Genomic DNA, 17,176 nt, shown 5'->3' on the forward strand with positions numbered 1-17,176 from the left:
TAAATTATTCTGCGGCTTTATCTTCTTTTTTAGGAGCCTCTTCAGCTGGTTTTTCTTCCGCTGCAGGTGCTTCTTCTTTCGCTTCTGCTACTGAAGCTTCAGCTTCTTCCTTTGCAGGATCTTCTTCAGTTTTCACTTCTTCTTTTGCAGGAGCTTCTTCTACCGCTGGAGCTGCTTCCGCTGCCGGAGCCGCTTCTTCAGTTGCAGGTACTTCTTCTTCTGCTGGAGCCTCTGCCGCTTTAGCTTCTGCTGCCGCAGTTGCTTCAGCTTCTTCGATAGCAAATTTCTCTTTGGCAATCTTCTCAGCTCTAGCTGCATTCACTTTAGCTTCTGCTTCAAGCTTGGTTTTGCTAGCTGCGTCTTTAGCCTTGGCTAATGAATCAACTTTGCCTTGAACCTTGCTTTCTTTCTCTGTCATCCATGCTTCAAATTTCTTATCAGCATCTTCTTGAGTGATTGCACCTTTGTTTACACCTACTTGTAAGTGTTTTTTGTACATCACACCTCTGTATGAAAGAATTGCTCTTGCTGTATCGGTAGGTTGAGCGCCGTCCATTACCCATTTAAATGCTCTTTCTTCATCAATGCTGATGAAAGCAGGATTTGAATTTGGGTTGTACGAACCTAACTTTTCGATAAATCGGCCATCACGTGGCGCACGGGCGTCTGCTACGACTACATCGTAAATTGCCTGTTTTTTTCGCCCTCTTCGGGCTAGTCTAATTTTTACTGCCATTTTATATGGTATAGTTTAAATGTTGTGGATCACGTCCACTTGTATTAAAAAGTCCGCAAATGTAGGCTTTTTTTATATAAGTATAAACCCTTGGTGAGATTATAAAGTACATAATTTTATTTATGCTCTTCTATTTTGTTTAAACAAGCATAATTGGAAACACGATTATACGGTTTTCAATTGTTTATGGAGGGTACTATATTTGTGCCAGCAAAGATAAAATAACAAATGGATAAATATTCTTATATCGCCAATGCACATAGTGGAGTGATTGACGATATGTACCAATCTTACAAAGCCGATCCCAATACTGTTGACGTTTCATGGCAACGGTTTTTTGAAGGCTTTGAGTTTTCTCTTCAAAAGTATGGCGAAAATGGTGAAGCAAGTACAGATGCTGTTTCTAATAAGGAATTGGCTGTACGAGATCTGATTCATGCGTATAGGTCACGTGGACATTTAAAATCAGATACGAATCCAGTTAGACAAAGAAAGGATCGAAAGGCACTTCTAGAAATAGAAGATTTTGGTTTAGCGAACGAGGATCTTGATACAGAATTTGAGTGTGGAAATATAATTGGTATTGGTAAGGCTTCTTTAAAAAAGATAGTGGCTTCACTAAAGGACATATATGAAGGGTCTGTCGGATTTGAATACATGTACATCCGCAAGCCTCATATACTAGAATGGTTCAAAGAAAAGGTTGAGAGAGAAGCGCTAAACTTCAACCCACCTGTTGAAGAAAAGAAACAAATTTTATCCAAGCTGAATGAAGCAGTAGTCTTTGAGAATTTTCTTCACACCAAGTACCTAGGTCAGAAAAGATTCTCGCTTGAAGGTGGGGAAACTACGATTCCTGCATTGGATGCGGCGATAAACAAAGGTGCTGCACTGGGTGTTCAGGAAGTCGTGATGGGCATGGCTCATAGAGGCCGACTCAACGTACTTGTCAATATAATGGGAAAAACCTATGAACAAGTATTCAATGAGTTTGAAGGTGGTTATGTTCCAGATCAAACCATGGGAGATGGGGATGTGAAGTATCACATGGGATTCTCTTCTCAAATCGTGACACCAGAAGGAAATACAGTAGACCTGAAGTTAGCACCTAATCCATCACATTTGGAAGCAGTAAATCCGGTCGTTGAAGGTTTTGCCAGAGCAAAAATTGATGGGCTATATGAAAATGACAACTCGAAGATCATGCCAATCCTCATCCATGGGGATGCGGCAATTGCGGGTCAAGGTATTGGCTATGAGTTAGTCCAAATGTCCAAGCTGGATGCTTATTCTACAGGTGGTACCATTCACTTTGTCATCAATAACCAAGTAGGCTTTACAACTGACTTTGATGAAGCAAGGTCAAGTATTTATTGTACAGATTTAGCCAAGACTGTAGATGCCCCTGTACTACATGTAAATGGAGATAACCCGGAGGCAGTAGTCTTCTGTATGAAAATGGCTGTAGAATATCGCCAGAAATTCAAGCGAGATATCTTCGTTGATATGGTTTGTTACAGACGTCATGGTCACAACGAGTCTGATGAACCAAAATTCACTCAACCTTCCTTATATAATAAAATATCAAAACACGCCAATCCTCGTGAGGTATACAATAAATCCTTAATTGACAGAGGAGATATCGATGCTGGCTTAGCTAAGTCGATGGACAAAGAATTTAAGGCACAGTTGCAGGATCGCTTAAATCAAGTGAAACAAGATAAGTTGCCTTATACGCTTCAACAAAGTGAAAAGGAATTCTCTGAGATGAGACTTTCTAGACCAGAAGACTTTGATGAATCCCCTGACACTTCGATTTCACAGAAAGCGGTGAAAGCGGTAGGAGAAGCGATGATCCAAGTGCCAAAGGGATTTAAACCTTTGAAGCAGATTGATAAAGTTTTAAAGCAGCGCAAAGAGATGTTCTTTGATAAGAAAGAACTCAACTGGGCTTCAGCAGAAATGTTGGCTTATGGTTCTATGCTGCTTGATAACAATACCGTGAGAATCTCAGGTCAGGATACCAAAAGAGGAACCTTTTCCCACCGTCATGCAGTAGTGCGTGACATGAATACCAATGAGCCTTATAGCTTTTTGGATCATATTGATGGTTGTGAGAAAGATTTCAAGATTTATAACTCATTGCTTTCCGAGTTTGGATGTCTGGGCTTTGAGTTTGGCTATGCCATGGCAGATCCTAATGCAGTTGTGATTTGGGAAGCACAGTTTGGAGACTTCGCCAATGGTGCTCAGGTGATGGTGGATCAATTCATATCCTGTTCATATACCAAATGGAGAAGAATGAATGGGTTGGTCATGCTACTGCCACACGGTTATGAAGGTCAAGGACCAGAGCACTCTAATGCACGACCAGAAAGGTACTTGCAATTGGCTTCAGGTAACAATATGTATATCTGTAACCTGACAACCCCTGCTAATTATTTCCATATGATCAGAAGACAATTGGCTATGCCATTCAGGATGCCTTGTATTCTCATGTCACCAAAGTCTCTATTCAGACATCCATTGGTTATGTCAAAAATGGAAGAGTTTACTAAAGGCAAATTCAGGGAAGTCATTGGGGACGAATATGCGGATCCTAAGAAGGTGAAAAAAGTACTCTTGTGTAATGGAAAAGTCTATTTCGATTTGCTTGAAAAGCAACAAGCAGATAAACGAAAGGATGTAGCGATCATCAGAGTGGAGCAGTTACACCCATTTCCTAAGAAGCAAGTTATGGCTGAATTGAAAAAGTACAAAGTAGATATGGTCTATTGGGTACAAGAGGAGCCAGAAAACATGGGTGCATGGTCATTTATTTTGAGAGTATTCAGAGAGGTAACTAAGGATGTAATTTCGCGTAAAGCTGCTGCATCACCAGCCACTGGATACGCCAAAGTACATAAGCAAGAGCAGGAAAACTTGGTGAACCAAGCCTTCTCTTAAAATCAAACTAGACTTAAAAAATTTAATAATAAAGAAATGATTGAAGTTAAAATACCAACCGTTGGTGAATCGATAACCGAAGTAACGGTTTCGCAATGGACCAAGCAGAATGGTGATTATGTAGAAATGGATGAGGTCATCTGCGAATTGGAATCAGATAAAGCCACGTTCGAACTAAATGCAGAAGCTGCCGGAATCTTGACTATTAAAGTTGAAGAAGGTGAAACGATTGAAATCGGAACCGTGGTCTGTACCATTGATGAAACTGCATCAGCCGATGCGTCGTCTGCGGCTCCAGCTGCCAAGGCAGAATCTGCATCTGAGGCACCTACTTCTTCGGGTGGAAAAACTGGAGAGACTTTGGAAATGAAAGTGCCCACTGTTGGTGAATCGATCACTGAAGTAACTATCGGTACTTGGATGAAGCAAGATGGGGATGTGGTAGAACTCGATGAACCCATAGCGGAAATAGAATCAGACAAGGCAACTTTTGAATTAGCTGCTGAGGCCCGAGGAACTTTGAAAATAGTAGCTCAAGAGGGAGATACGATTGAAATTGGGGCATTGATTTGTAAAATCGATGTGATGGATGGTGCGCCAGCTCCAAGTACTAGTGCAACTCCAGAAGTAACTGCCGAGACTCCTACAGGCACACCTGGTTATGCTGCTGGACACCCATCCCCAGCTGCTGCAAAAATTCTGGCTGAAAAAGGAATTCCTGCCAGTGAGCTAACAGGTTCAGGTGTTGGTGGTAGAATCACTAAGGATGATGCACAAGCAGCTCAGAAATCTGCACCCGCTGCAGCTAGCGCTCCTGCTAAGGAAGCTGCTCCAGCAGTTCCAGCATTTGGTGGTGGCAGAGAGCAGACAAGAAAGAAATTGACACCTTTGAGAAAAACGGTAGCGAAGCGTTTAGTTTCTGTGAAGAATGAAACGGCTATGCTGACTACTTTCAATGAAGTGGATATGAAGCCAGTGATGGATCTTCGTAAAAAGTACAAAGATGCCTTTAAGGATAAATATGAAGTGGGATTAGGTTTTATGTCATTCTTTATCAAAGCGGCTTGTCAGGCATTGCAAGAATGGCCTGCAGTAAATGCGCAGATTGATGGAAATGAGATTGTCTATAATGATTTTTGTGATGTTTCGATTGCAGTATCTGCTCCGAAAGGTTTAGTTGTGCCAGTGATCAGAAATGCAGAATCACTTTCATTTAATCAAGTAGAAAGCGAAGTAGTGAGATTGGCTAAAAAGGCAAGAGACAATAAGTTGAGCATTGACGAAATGCAAGGTGGTACTTTCACTGTGACCAACGGTGGTATTTTTGGTTCTATGCTTTCTACGCCGATTATCAATGCACCGCAGTCTGCGATCTTAGGGATGCACAATATTGTAGAAAGACCAGTCGCGATTAATGGGCAAGTGGAGATTAGACCAATCATGTATTTGGCACTTTCTTATGATCATCGAATCATTGATGGGCGTGAGTCGGTGAGCTTCTTGGTAAGAATTAAGGAGTTACTTGAGGATCCAGCTAGACTAATGTTAGGTATCTAGTATCTGGGTATTAGTATCTAGACCTAAAGACGGCATGCATAATTTTAAGGAGTTAGAAGTTTGGAATAAAGCAATGGCTTTGTGTACAGAAATATACAAGGTCACTGAATCTTTTCCCAATTCAGAAAAATATGGATTGATAAGCCAAATCAATAGATCACGTGTTTCAATTCCTTCTAACATTGCTGAAGGAGCTGGTAGAAATGGCAATAAAGAATTTAATCAATTTATTGGCATAGCATTAGCTTCTTCTTTCGAGTTAGAAACCCAATTGATTATAGCAAAAAACATTAATTATATAGAAGGTCAATATTTTTCTGGAATAATGAATTCATTGAATCAAGTACAGAAAATGTTGGTCGGATTTAAAAAATCATTGAATAGATAAACGAGTGAAAGTCTAGATACTAGTTACTCAATACTAACTACTAATATTATGAAATACGACGTAACAGTAATCGGATCCGGCCCAGGAGGCTATGTAGCGGCAATCAGATGTGCCCAATTGGGATTCAAAACTGCGATAGTAGAAAAATATAATTCCTTAGGCGGAACTTGTCTAAATGTAGGCTGTATTCCATCGAAAGCGTTGTTGGATTCTTCAGAGCATTTTCACAATGCGGAACATACTTTCAAAGAGCATGGAATTGATATTCCAGCGCCGAAAGTAAACTTCAAACAAATGATTTCTCGTAAAGGTGACGTGGTCAATGCCAATACCGAAGGGATTAAATTTTTGATGAAGAAAAACAAGATTGATGTTTTTCATGGCCATGGCTCATTTGTGGATAAAAACACGATCAAAGTAGCTGGCGAGAAAGAAGAGACCATTTCTACTGATAAGGTAATTATTGCTACAGGATCAAAACCTTCTTCTCTACCCTTTATCAATATTGACAAGAAGCGAGTGATCACCAGCACAGAAGCATTAGAGCTGAAAGAAATTCCTAAGCACATGATCATCATCGGTGGGGGTGTGATTGGGTTGGAATTAGGTTCAGTTTACAAAAGACTTGGGGCTGAAGTTTCTGTAGTTGAATTCTTCGATAGAATCATTCCAGGCATGGATAGTACGATGTCTAAGGAGTTGACGAAGTCATTAAAGAAATTAGGAGTAAAGTTTTACCTGAAACACAAAGTAACTGGCGTAGAAGCCAAAGGGAAAAATGTGACCGTAAAAGCAGATACTCCAAAAGGCGAAGTGCTAGAATTGAAAGGTGATTACTGTTTGGTTTCAATTGGCCGAAGAGCCTATACGGACGGTCTTGGATTGGAGAATGTAGGCATCACTACGGACAAAGCTGGTCGTATCGAAACGGACGACCATTTAAGAACTTCTGCAGATAATATTTATGCGATTGGCGATGTGGTGAAAGGTGCGATGCTTGCCCATAAGGCCGAAGAAGAAGGTGTCTTGGTTGCCGAGCAACTGGCTGGACAAAAACCGCATATCAACTACAATTTAATCCCAGGCGTGGTTTATACCTGGCCAGAGGTAGCTGGTGTAGGTCAAACAGAAGAGCAACTAAAAGAAGCTGGCAAAGCTTATAAAGTGGGTTCTTTTCCGTACAAAGCCTTAGGAAGAGCTCGTGCCAGTATGGACACAGATGGTTTGGTGAAAATCTTGGCTGACAATACAACTGACGAAATTTTGGGAGTTCATATCATCGGGGCAAGAGCAGCGGATATGATTGCGGCAGGTGTGACTGCCATGGAGTTTAGAGCTTCGGCGGAGGATGTGTCAAGAATGTCACATGCACACCCTACTTACATGGAGGCAGTGAAGGAAGCATGCTTGGCAGCGACGGATGCCAGGCCGATTCATATGTAAGAGTTAATAAGAATGAATGATAGAAAATTCCAGTTTTATAGCTGGTCTTTTTTTATATTCTTTTCTCTGTGAAGTAAGAAACCAAAAGTAATAGAATGGCAAAAGCAGCTAGAGTATGGCCACCATCTTGCGCCTGATAGTGGGCAAAGAAAGCCAATGTGAAATCAATCAAAAAACCTACGTAGGCCCATTCTTTTAATGTATTTGATCGTCTGGTGATAATGGCCATTACACCCAATAATTTTGCCGCAGCCAAAGGAATGACCAAATATGCTGGGTAATCTAATCGCACGAATATGTCTTTTACTTCCTCCGTATTGACCAGATACATACCAGCTGACATTAACATCATAATACTCAATAACCCGGTTGATATCCAAAAAATGCTTTGGTCTCTATTCATTATCAATAACTAAGTTAGTTGACGATTAACAGTAGAATATTGTCCAATATTCTACTGTTAAATAAAGATAGAATAATATTAATTGCTAGCATTGTAAATTTCGTCTATGTTTAAAACATGAAGTACTATTCTATACTCTTTTTTCTAACTACACAATTTTTATTTTGTTTCAATTCACAAAGCCAATCTGACAGCTTGGTTCTATTGAATGATTTAGCATTTACAACGGAATACGAACGCGAACAATATTGCAAATTACTCGCTGGTGAAGAAGTGATATTCGAAGCATTGATGGCTATCAATCTAGAGTCTAATCCAGAAACTGTAGCGCTAGATAAAATGATGTTCACCAATGAAATTGGTCAGCTAAAGCAAATTGATAGACCTATTTCGGAATCTGGAAAAATTAAATATTATAAAGAAGTTTATAATCATGTGCATGATCGTTTTTTTAGAAAATACGAACTTCACCATTATTTTAATAAAGTATTTGCAGATGGCACTTATAATTGTGTTTCTGGTTGTGCTATTTACGCTTTGACTTTTAGAGAATTAGATATTAACTATTTCATAAAGGAAACACCCACTCACGTTTATATTGTTTTGGAATCTGATGGCAATCAGTACTTGATAGAAACCACTGATCCAAGTGGACGCTTTAATAAATTTAGTAAAAATTTTAAAACGCAATTTGTCAAGCAGCTTCAATCGGTAAAATTGATAGACGAACAAGAGTTCAGAGATTCAAGTGTTGATGATTTATTTGACAAGTACTATTTCACAGATGTGAATCTTAGCTTGAAGGAACTAGTGGGAGTTCAATATTGGAATGATGGAATATATAAATTTCAAGAAGAGGATTTATCTGGCGCCATTGATGCGTTCAAAAAATGCTTCGTGCTTTATCCGAATGAAAAGGTAAAAGAAATGCTCCTTGCTTCTTTAGCCTTGATGACGAACAAAACGAATTACTCCAGTATTGCAGATGTAAGGTTGATTAGCAACCTATCGAGATACAGTGAGGATGAAATTAGTGATGTGGAACTTAAAAATGAATTTTTGAGACTTACGAATTACCAACTTGTAGAAAAGTATGATATAGTGTTGTATGAAAAGAGCTACGACTTTTTGCTAAATAACATAAAAAGAGAAGCTTTCAAAAATGAAATGAGTTTTGTTTATAACTATGAAAGAGCCAGGCTACTGCACAATCGAGGTAGGCATAGAACAGCTATCAATTTTGCAGAAATTGCTTTTGATCTAAAGCCGAAAAATATAGATGCTGAGTCTCTGTTTTTGTCTACACTGGGGCAATATCTTCAATTTAGCAAAGACAGATCTGAATCTTACGCAATGTTGGACAACCTTGTCCAAGATCATCCGGAACTATTGGAAAATAATAAATTTGGTGGGTTGTTTTTAAATATGAATCTTATTCGGATGGCTGATTCTTATAAAGAAAACAAAAAAGCAGATGGGGATTTATTAAAAGAGAAATTTGAACTTATGTATAGTGAAAACCCCTATTTTCAGGTAGATGACCAGCTGATTGGCCATGCATATTCACAATTGGCAGTGTATCATTTTAAACGTGGTCAATACTCTACAGCTAAAAAAGTGTTACAAAAAGGAATGACATATGCTCCGTATAATCAAGAACTACGCAGCCGAATGAGAGCGGTAAATTACTAGCCCTCTATAGCTAAATTGAAGGTCAATTTGCGATATAAATAATTGCCTCGTTTTGTTTTTACTCGACCTACAATGGGTATTTTTTTCATAATAAATTCACCTATATAAGGTTTCCAGGAAAGAACGCCTTCATATTTATATTCTGGCAGTTTACTTAGCGAGTACTCATTAAAATATTTTCCTTCCACCAATTCACCCATATAAAAATCTGCTCGCTTATTGTCTTTTGTGAAGTAGAACTTTACTAAATATTCACCAGTCGTATTTAATCGATCTACAACTTTATATTTCAATTCTGGATAGCTGGACAATTCTTTTCCAGATTTTAGATATTCTTTCAAATCGGACGAAGGTAAATCTTCTTTATAGGTAATGGAAGAGGAAATGTTGCCGTTTTCAAAGTAAGAAATTTTTGGGCCATTTTTTATGCCATTCTTGTAGGTGGTTTTGCGTCTTACTTTTCCATTTGCATAATGCAGTTTGGATGCGCCATTTTTCTTGCCGTTTTCGTATTCAATTTCAAATTGAAGATTCCCATCTTTATAATAACTCTTAGACAATCCATGTTTAACTCCATTTTGATAATGTACTTCTGAATAAAGCGACCCATCCTTTCGTTTAGTAATGACTAATCCATCTTTTTTCTTGATCGGTTCTCCTACCTGAACGGTATTTTGATTAGGTAGCCATGTAAAGCTGTCACAACAAATTAAAGAAATTAAGAATGCAAAGGTTATTAAAGATGATTTCATTTTTGCAAAATAATGAATTCTATCATTTCTCCAAATCAAGCACCTCACTATAATTAGGCACATCGTTGTGATGCCATTTACCTTTCACTGTACCGTTAGACAATAGCCACAAGCCAGGATTCGAACGAACTATAGTTTTAAGCACAGTGGCGTCTGTGTAGTAGAATGGGATGTCTAATCCCACTTCTTTTTGAAAGGCCTCAAAAGTAGCGCCGTCAGATGCAGTCAATGCATAAACTTCCAGCTTGTTTCCTAACGCCTTGATTAAATTGTTGATTTCAGCTATGCTTGCTTTGTTTGATTTGGATACGTCATACAAGATTACAAACAGCTTATTTCCAACAAATACTTCCGAAGTAAAATCCCCATCATCATTCCATACGCCAAAATCAGTGATTTTCGGAGCCGCCTCAGGGTTGAGATGATTCATGGCTACAAACTTATAGGCAGGATCAGTAGGGTAAGCTTCAAATTTGAATTCTTCACCATCTTTTTCCATGACATATTCATAGATATATTCCTCAGACGGCTTCATTTCTGTGGGAATATGATTGCCAATCTTATAAGCACGAAAATCAATAAATGGGAGGTGGGCAATGGCATAAAGAGCCAAACTAAAAGTAATCACTAATGATCCCCCGACTATAAAATGGCCTCTTTTTTCAGCGGCGGCGTTTTGCACATCGTGTTGGCTGAAGTACAGAAACAGAATCATAAGGAGCAATACGATATCCTTGATGAAAGATTCCCAAGGTGTTAGTTTGATGGCATCGCCAAAACATCCACAATCCGTTACGCTATTGGTTATGGCTGACCAGCCCGTGAGAAAAGTAAAAAAAACAATGATGGCAAGCAGGGCATTCAAAGTCCAATTTTGCTTGTAGTTGATGATTAATGCAATCCCTAAAACAACTTCTAACACCACCATAATGATGGAAATGGCCAATGCAAATGGCACAAAGAAGTGAAAGAAACCGGCGATATCTAGAGAAAATATTTCGAAGTACTCCTCCATTTTGATGGCGGTTCCTACGGGGTCATTCACTTTGATGAGTCCAGAAAAAATGAACAGTCCTCCTACAAAAAATCTTATAATGGTTAATGCTATTTTCATGCGCTGATTGTTTTAGAAGATAAAGTTAATGAACTATCTAAATGTGGGTTTATTGTTGGGGGTCAATAACAAACAATTAACAAAATTGGTATTTCACTAGAAGCTATTTTTGAGTGAATCCCATTAGTATCAAACAAAAAACGGAGTAATTGATCATGTCCTGATAGTTGGCTTCTACGCCTTCTGAGATCAGGGTTTTGCCTTGATTGTCTTCTATTTGTTTCGTTCTCAATATTTTCATTAGGATAATATCCGTCATCGACGACACCCTCATATCACGCCAAGCTTCATCGTAGTCGTGGTTCTTATTGGCCAATAAATCTCTGGTCTCATCTGCAATGCCAGTATACAGGGGCTCGAGCTTTTCATAAGGAATTTCCATTCCTTCGTCGCCATTCATTCGAACTTGCATAATGGCCATGATACAGTAGTTGATGATAGCCACAAACTCTCCGGCGATATCTTCCTGGATCTTTTGCTCTCCTTTCTCTTGAATGGATCGAATTCTTTTAGCTTTAATGAAAATCTGATCAGTAAGTGAAGAAGCTCTCAAAATCCGCCATGCCGTCCCGTAATCCTTAGTTTTCTTTTCAAAAATGTCTTTACAAGCCTTTATAACTTCTGTATATTCGCCTACCGTTTTTTCTTCCACTACCTCGTCTTATTTTAATGAATTGAGTCGCTAAAATTAAGATGTAAATAGCTGGCAACAAACTATTTCTGAAATTAATGAGCGAGTCAAATTTTATTAATATCAAAGGAGAACTCATGGCTTTATCTATGCCTAAAGTCATGGGAATAATCAATCTCACGGCAGACTCATTTTATGATGGAGGTAAAATCAAATCAGATAAGGACTTGCTTATTAAAGTCGAAAAAATGGTTGCAGAAGGAGTTGATATTTTGGATGTAGGGGCGTATTCTAGTAGACCGGGTGCTACTGACATTTCCATGAGGGATGAATGGGATGCTGCAATTACAGGAATTGATGCTATACTTAAGCAATTTCCAGAGGCCGTCATATCCATCGACTCTTTTAGATCAACGGTAGCCAAAGGAGCATGGGAACACGGTGCAAGTATCGTCAATGACATATCAGCGGGTAATTTAGATGCAACTATGTTTGACGTCATTGCTGAGATCAATGTGCCTTATATTATGATGCATATGCGAGGCAATCCCCAGACCATGACTCAACTTACTGGATATGATCATTTGGTTTCGGAGATTATTGATTATTTTAATGCAAAGGCTAAAGAACTAAGAAGTCGAGGCGTAAAAGACATCATTATTGATCCTGGATTTGGTTTCGCAAAAACTAAAGAGCAAAGTTTTGAGTTATTAAATAAATTGAGCTCGCTTAAAATATTAGAAGTACCTATATTATGCGGAGTGTCACGTAAGTCCATGATATTTAAAGAATTAGAGAGTTCGCCTGATCAGGCGCTCAATGGAACAACGGCACTCAACATGGCTTGCTTGATGAATGGAGCTTCTATTTTGCGCGTTCATGATGCGAAGGAGGCCAAAGAAACGATAAAGCTTCATGAAGCAATGACAAACAGTAATATATGATTTTAGGTTTTCAAATAGGGTTTTTAGAAATAGGATGGGTGGATGTTTTCGACATCTTATTTGTTAGCTTTTTCTTATATCATGTGTATAAACTGATGAAAGGAAGTGTAGCCATCAAAATCTTCCTTGGCTTCTTGTTTTTGTATTTGATCTACTTGGTAGTGAAGGCTGTAGATATGGAATTGCTGAGTATTATTCTCGGGCAATTTATGGGTGTTGGGGTTATTGCTGTCATCGTGCTTTTCCAACAAGAAATTAGAAAATTTCTTTTGCTTCTAGGAAAGACGACTGTTTTTGAAGAAGGAAATATTTTAAAGAACGTCCAACAGTTTTGGCAAGAGAAGTATGATAAAAACCACTTGGATGTTTCACCTATCATTGACGCCATCAAAAATATGGCAGGCTCCAATACAGGTGCTTTAATTGTTTTTTCTAGAAGCTCTGAGCTGAAATTCTTTGCAGATTCAGGAGATCGATTGGAAGCGAAAATTTCCAAAAGATTGATATTGGCCATTTTCAATAAACTTTCTCCTTTGCATGATGGAGCGATCATCATTAATAACAATAGAGTAGTGGCTGCCAGATGTATTCTTCCTGTTTCAGAACGAGATGATATTCCTGCACAATTTGGATTGAGGCATCGCGCAGCTTTAGGCATGTCAGAAACGACCGATTCACTGGTTGTGATCGTGTCAGAAGAAACAGGTCAATTGACGACTGCAAGGAGTGGAGTATTCGAGCATAATTTGTCTACACAAGAGGTTAGAGCCCGAATCAATGAATACCTAAGCAACTTGGATGAAGCTAAAAATGAAAGCTTAATGACCAAGGCAATTAAATCAGATCAAAAGGAAAAAGTCGCAAAGGAAGAGCCTTCCAAGACTGAATTATCCATAGATTAAAATTCTCCTTTTTCAAATCGAGGTATTGAAATACAATTCCCTACTTTTGCTCAAATTTTAAAGATTATGATACAAAGAGTCCAATCTATATTTTTAATTGGTGTTGCAGCTTGTATGATTGCCATGCTTTTTTTCCCGATTTGGAATAAGTTAGATGTTGAGAAAAATGAATTGGTTGAATTGACTGCCTTCCAATTTTCTCATACTAAAAAAGATATTGAAACTGGCGAAATCGCGGTGATTACAGAAGGACAAACTTTTTACATCGCTATTTTGGCTGTCCTTGCTGCAGGAGTTGCGTTGTATTCTATCTCTCGATATGACAACAGGCTACTTCAGATGAAGTTAGGCGCGCTGAATTCATTGTTTATGGGAGGCGCTATGGGCTTGATTGTCTACCATGTTTATCAAGCAGAAAGACTTATAGCTCCCATGCAGCAGGGGAATTATCTATTTGCTTTTTATTTGGGTGTGTCAGCTTTACTTTTCAATTTATTGTCCAACCGATTCATTCGTAGGGATGAAAAGTTAGTGAGATCTGCCGATAGAATCAGGTAAAACTTAACATGAGCTTTTCCAAAATTTCGAACTTTGGAAAAGTTTATATTCATTACCTGTCAAAAAATCCTAATCCGCTGACAATCTGTCGCGGATTTCTTTTTTATCGCCTTTGGAATGGCATTTGATATCTGCCCATCACCGGAGCGATCCGATCAAACTTTAATTCATTAAATAAAAATATATCATGCAAGAGAAAGGTAATATTTCGATTCACACCGAGAATATTTTTCCCATCATCAAGAAGTTTCTTTATTCTGATCACGAGATTTTCTTGAGAGAATTAGTGTCCAATGCCGTAGATGCCTCCCAAAAGCTGAAGCAACTATCAGGTATGGGTGAATACAAAGGCGAACTTGGCGATCTCAAAGTGGAAGTGAGTTTTGATGAAAAAGCTAAGACCATTACAATCTCTGACAAGGGTATTGGAATGACGGCTGATGATATCAAAAAGTATATCAATCAAATTGCCTTTTCTGGTGCTACAGAGTTTGTTGAAAAATATAAAGACAAGGGCGACGAACAGCAGATTATTGGTCACTTTGGACTAGGTTTTTATTCTGCTTTTATGGTGGCAGATAAGGTAGAGATCAATTCTTTATCCCATGTGGAAGGGGCAGAACCTGCCAACTGGATTTGCGATGGTAGTACCGAATTCGAAATCACTGCAGGTACTAGAAAAGAAAGAGGAACGGATATTATTCTTCACATCAATGAAGAGTCAGAAGAATTCTTGAACCAAGCCAGAATACAAGGCATCCTGTCGAAGTATTGTAAATTTTTACCAGTAGAAATCCAATTTGGACAGAAGGATGAAAGCGTTCCTGACGGTGAAGACAAAGATGGAAAGCCTCAATACAAGACGGTAAAGAAGGACAACATCATCAACAACCCAACTCCAATTTGGACCAAATCTCCATCTGAGTTGAAGGATGAAGATTATTTGGCATTTTATCGAGAGTTGTATCCCATGTCTGAGGAGCCTCTATTTTGGATTCACTTAAATGTAGATTATCCTTTCAACTTAACAGGTATTCTTTATTTCCCTAAAGTGAAGAATGAACTGGAGTTACAGAAGAATAAAATTCAGTTGTATTCTCGTCAGGTGTTTATTACTGACGAAGTAAAGGATGTAGTTCCTGAATTCTTGATGTTGCTTCATGGCGTCATTGATTCTCCAGATATTCCATTGAACGTCTCTAGAAGTTTCTTGCAAGCGGACGGTGCGGTGAAGAAAATCAACACTTACATTACTAAGAAAGTAGCAGATAAGCTCAATGAGCTTTTCAAGAAAGATAGAAAAGCATTCGAAGACAAGTGGGAAAACATTGGCTTGTTCGTGAAGTACGGCATGCTTAGCGATGAGAAATTTTATGACAAGGCTAAGGATTTTGCTTTGTTACAAAACACGGATGATGAGTGCTTTACATTCGATGAATACAAAGAGAAAACTTCTGCTTTGCAGAAAGACAAAGATGATAATTTAGTCTATCTCTATGCGACAAACCCTGCTAAACAGCATGCGTTTATCGAGTCTGTGAAAAACAAGTCGTATGACGTATTGAAATTTGACGGGCCTTTGGATAGTCATTTCATTGGTACACTCGAGCACAAATTGGAGAAAACTCAGCTGAAGCGTGTAGATGCAGAAACTGCTGATAAGTTGATCGATAAGGACGAAAAAGTAGAATCTGTACTTTCGGATAAAGAGAAAGAAAGTGCAAAAGAGCTTTTTGAAAAAGCGATCAACGACAAAAATTCAACAGTGAATGTGGAATCGCTTGCTGCTGATGAAATGCCAGTTATTGTAACCATGCCCGAATTCATGAGAAGAATGAAGGACATGCAAAAACAAGGCGGTGGCGGTATGATGATGATGGGCGACATGCCAGATCAATATACTGTTGCAGTAAATGCGAATCATCCATTGGTTTCTAAAATCTTAAAAGCCAAGAAAGCTGAGAACAAAGAGCAATTGGCTCGACAGGCTTATGATTTAGCTTTGCTTTCTCAAGGTCTTTTGGAAGGAGCAGCTTTGACAAGCTTTATCAAACGATCTGTAGCGATCAGCGCACAGTAAGCTATAACCTTATAAACGAATAGCCATGGGTGAAAACTCATGGCTATTTTTGTTTGCTCTGCCTGTGAGTTTTTTAATTGCTCACATATATATAGTTTTGAATTTGGCAATGATTACAAAAGATGATCGTTGCGATTAAATATGACACAACCTACTTTAAAATATAGTTTGCTGTTGACATTTCTATTGCAGGCTTTCTTTGCAAAGAGCCAGGATTATACTGCCGATGATGCTTTCGAAACACAGTATGAAAAGCCGCTTACGGTTGATCTGGATGCAAAAGATCCTGAAGATGTCATAGAGATTAAAAAGAAGAAGCCAAAAAAGAATGTCTTTTATGGTAAGAAGACCAGAAAGGCATTTACCCGCCAAGGATTTGGTGGAAATACAGTAACGGAACTTTTCACCGTATTGAGAACCTACGAAGACCCTGTACCTTATGTAAGGGATGTTTATTGGTATGATTTTAGGAAAAGAAAGATTATCAAATCCCGAAAAATTGATAAGGACAATGCTGGTATTCTTCATGGCCCCTATAAAAAAATGCTGGGAGATGTGGTGATCGAGGAGGGTATTTTCTACTTGGGCACGAAGCATGGCCGGTGGTCTACATGGAATAAACATAATATTCTTCAGTCTAAAGAAAAGTATTATAAAGGCTGGCCAAAACAGTCATTGGTAGCCTATCACAATAAGGAGACAAAACAAATTGAAGAAATCATTCCCGTTCATTTCGGGGAGAAAGAAGGTAATTATTATGCTTTTCATGAAAGTGGCAATCTGGCAGCTGTTGGAGAGTATCATTTTGATAACAAAGTAGGCCTCTGGCGTGAATACTATGACATTAGAAACCGCCGAAAACGCGAGATTGTCTATTCAAAAGACCCATTTGATGATGATTTCCGACCTTATATTGTTCGTGAATGGGACAAACGAGGAAAGCTAATCTACGAGAGGAAGGACTAATACCATTGATGGGTGTATCCATTTTAGTTGGGACTCGTAAATTACAGACCATACTAAAAGTTCA

Annotated in this window: 15 protein-coding genes; 10 read left to right on the forward strand and 5 right to left on the reverse strand. The window is 38.6% G+C overall.

Going from position 1 to position 17,176, the window contains the following annotated elements; all coding sequences use genetic code 11:
* Positions 1–4 precede the first annotated feature (4 nt).
* On the reverse strand, positions 5–736 hold the full coding sequence (locus ABJH98_RS17040; protein WP_348308950.1) for a 30S ribosomal protein S16: 732 nt from the start codon (positions 734–736) through the stop codon (positions 5–7).
* A gap of 228 nt (positions 737–964) precedes the next feature.
* On the opposite strand from ABJH98_RS17040, the gene ABJH98_RS17045 reads away from it, so the two are divergent.
* Genes ABJH98_RS17045 through lpdA form a run of 4 tightly spaced genes read left to right on the forward strand, consistent with a single transcriptional unit; the run spans position 965 to position 7,070 of the window.
* On the forward strand, positions 965–3,682 hold the full coding sequence (locus tag ABJH98_RS17045; protein ID WP_348308951.1) for a 2-oxoglutarate dehydrogenase E1 component: 2,718 nt from the start codon (positions 965–967) through the stop codon (positions 3,680–3,682).
* Positions 3,683–3,718: 36 nt separating this feature from the next.
* Positions 3,719–5,239, forward strand: coding sequence for a 2-oxoglutarate dehydrogenase complex dihydrolipoyllysine-residue succinyltransferase (odhB, locus tag ABJH98_RS17050; protein ID WP_348308953.1), 1,521 nt, complete (start codon positions 3,719–3,721; stop codon positions 5,237–5,239).
* A gap of 34 nt (positions 5,240–5,273) precedes the next feature.
* On the forward strand, positions 5,274–5,627 hold the full coding sequence (locus ABJH98_RS17055) for a four helix bundle protein (protein WP_348308954.1): 354 nt from the start codon (positions 5,274–5,276) through the stop codon (positions 5,625–5,627).
* A 48-nt stretch (positions 5,628–5,675) separates the two neighbouring features.
* Positions 5,676–7,070, forward strand: a complete 1,395-nt coding sequence (gene lpdA / locus ABJH98_RS17060; RefSeq protein WP_348308955.1) for a dihydrolipoyl dehydrogenase — start codon at positions 5,676–5,678, stop codon at positions 7,068–7,070.
* 52 nt (positions 7,071–7,122) lie between these two features.
* On the opposite strand, the gene ABJH98_RS17065 is transcribed toward lpdA, so the two are convergent.
* Positions 7,123–7,473 (reverse strand): DoxX family protein, encoded by a 351-nt coding sequence (locus ABJH98_RS17065; protein ID WP_348308956.1) that lies wholly within the window; start codon positions 7,471–7,473, stop codon positions 7,123–7,125.
* A 117-nt stretch (positions 7,474–7,590) separates the two neighbouring features.
* Between ABJH98_RS17065 and ABJH98_RS17070 the strand changes: the two genes are divergently transcribed.
* The gene (locus ABJH98_RS17070) at positions 7,591–9,165 is read left to right on the forward strand and encodes a hypothetical protein (protein ID WP_348308957.1); all 1,575 of its coding nucleotides are present in this window, start codon (positions 7,591–7,593) and stop codon (positions 9,163–9,165) included.
* Here the strand turns inward: ABJH98_RS17070 and ABJH98_RS17075 are convergent.
* From ABJH98_RS17075 to ABJH98_RS17085, 3 genes are all read right to left on the reverse strand, one after another.
* A complete protein-coding gene (locus ABJH98_RS17075) occupies positions 9,162–9,917 on the reverse strand; it encodes a toxin-antitoxin system YwqK family antitoxin (protein WP_348308959.1) in 756 nt (251 codons plus the stop codon). The two genes, ABJH98_RS17070 and ABJH98_RS17075, sit on opposite strands and share 4 nt — an antisense overlap.
* A gap of 22 nt (positions 9,918–9,939) precedes the next feature.
* Positions 9,940–11,031, reverse strand: a complete 1,092-nt coding sequence (locus ABJH98_RS17080; RefSeq protein WP_348308960.1) for a BT_3928 family protein — start codon at positions 11,029–11,031, stop codon at positions 9,940–9,942.
* 103 nt (positions 11,032–11,134) lie between these two features.
* A complete protein-coding gene (locus tag ABJH98_RS17085; RefSeq protein ID WP_348308961.1) occupies positions 11,135–11,683 on the reverse strand; it encodes a DUF1599 domain-containing protein in 549 nt (182 codons plus the stop codon).
* Positions 11,684–11,760: 77 nt separating this feature from the next.
* Between ABJH98_RS17085 and folP the strand changes: the two genes are divergently transcribed.
* The 5 genes from folP (at position 11,761) to ABJH98_RS17110 (ending at position 17,112) form a co-directional block, all read left to right on the forward strand.
* A complete protein-coding gene (gene folP / locus ABJH98_RS17090; protein ID WP_348308963.1) occupies positions 11,761–12,606 on the forward strand; it encodes a dihydropteroate synthase in 846 nt (281 codons plus the stop codon).
* Positions 12,603–13,508, forward strand: coding sequence for a diadenylate cyclase CdaA (gene cdaA / locus ABJH98_RS17095; protein WP_348308965.1), 906 nt, complete (start codon positions 12,603–12,605; stop codon positions 13,506–13,508). The genes folP and cdaA overlap by 4 nt, the downstream gene beginning before the upstream one ends.
* A gap of 66 nt (positions 13,509–13,574) precedes the next feature.
* Positions 13,575–14,066 carry a DUF4293 domain-containing protein gene (locus ABJH98_RS17100; RefSeq protein WP_348308966.1) on the forward strand — a complete coding sequence of 164 codons (492 nt, stop codon included), beginning with the start codon at positions 13,575–13,577 and terminating at the stop codon, positions 14,064–14,066.
* Between the two features lie 187 nt (positions 14,067–14,253).
* Positions 14,254–16,146, forward strand: coding sequence for a molecular chaperone HtpG (htpG, locus tag ABJH98_RS17105; RefSeq protein WP_348308968.1), 1,893 nt, complete (start codon positions 14,254–14,256; stop codon positions 16,144–16,146).
* A 141-nt stretch (positions 16,147–16,287) separates the two neighbouring features.
* Entirely contained in the window at positions 16,288–17,112 is an 825-nt protein-coding gene (locus tag ABJH98_RS17110) for a hypothetical protein (RefSeq protein ID WP_348308969.1), read from the forward strand.
* Positions 17,113–17,176: the final 64 nt, after the last annotated feature.

Origin of the sequence: Reichenbachiella sp., assembly GCF_039969095.1 — a bacterium.
GTDB lineage: Bacteria > Bacteroidota > Bacteroidia > Cytophagales > Cyclobacteriaceae > Reichenbachiella.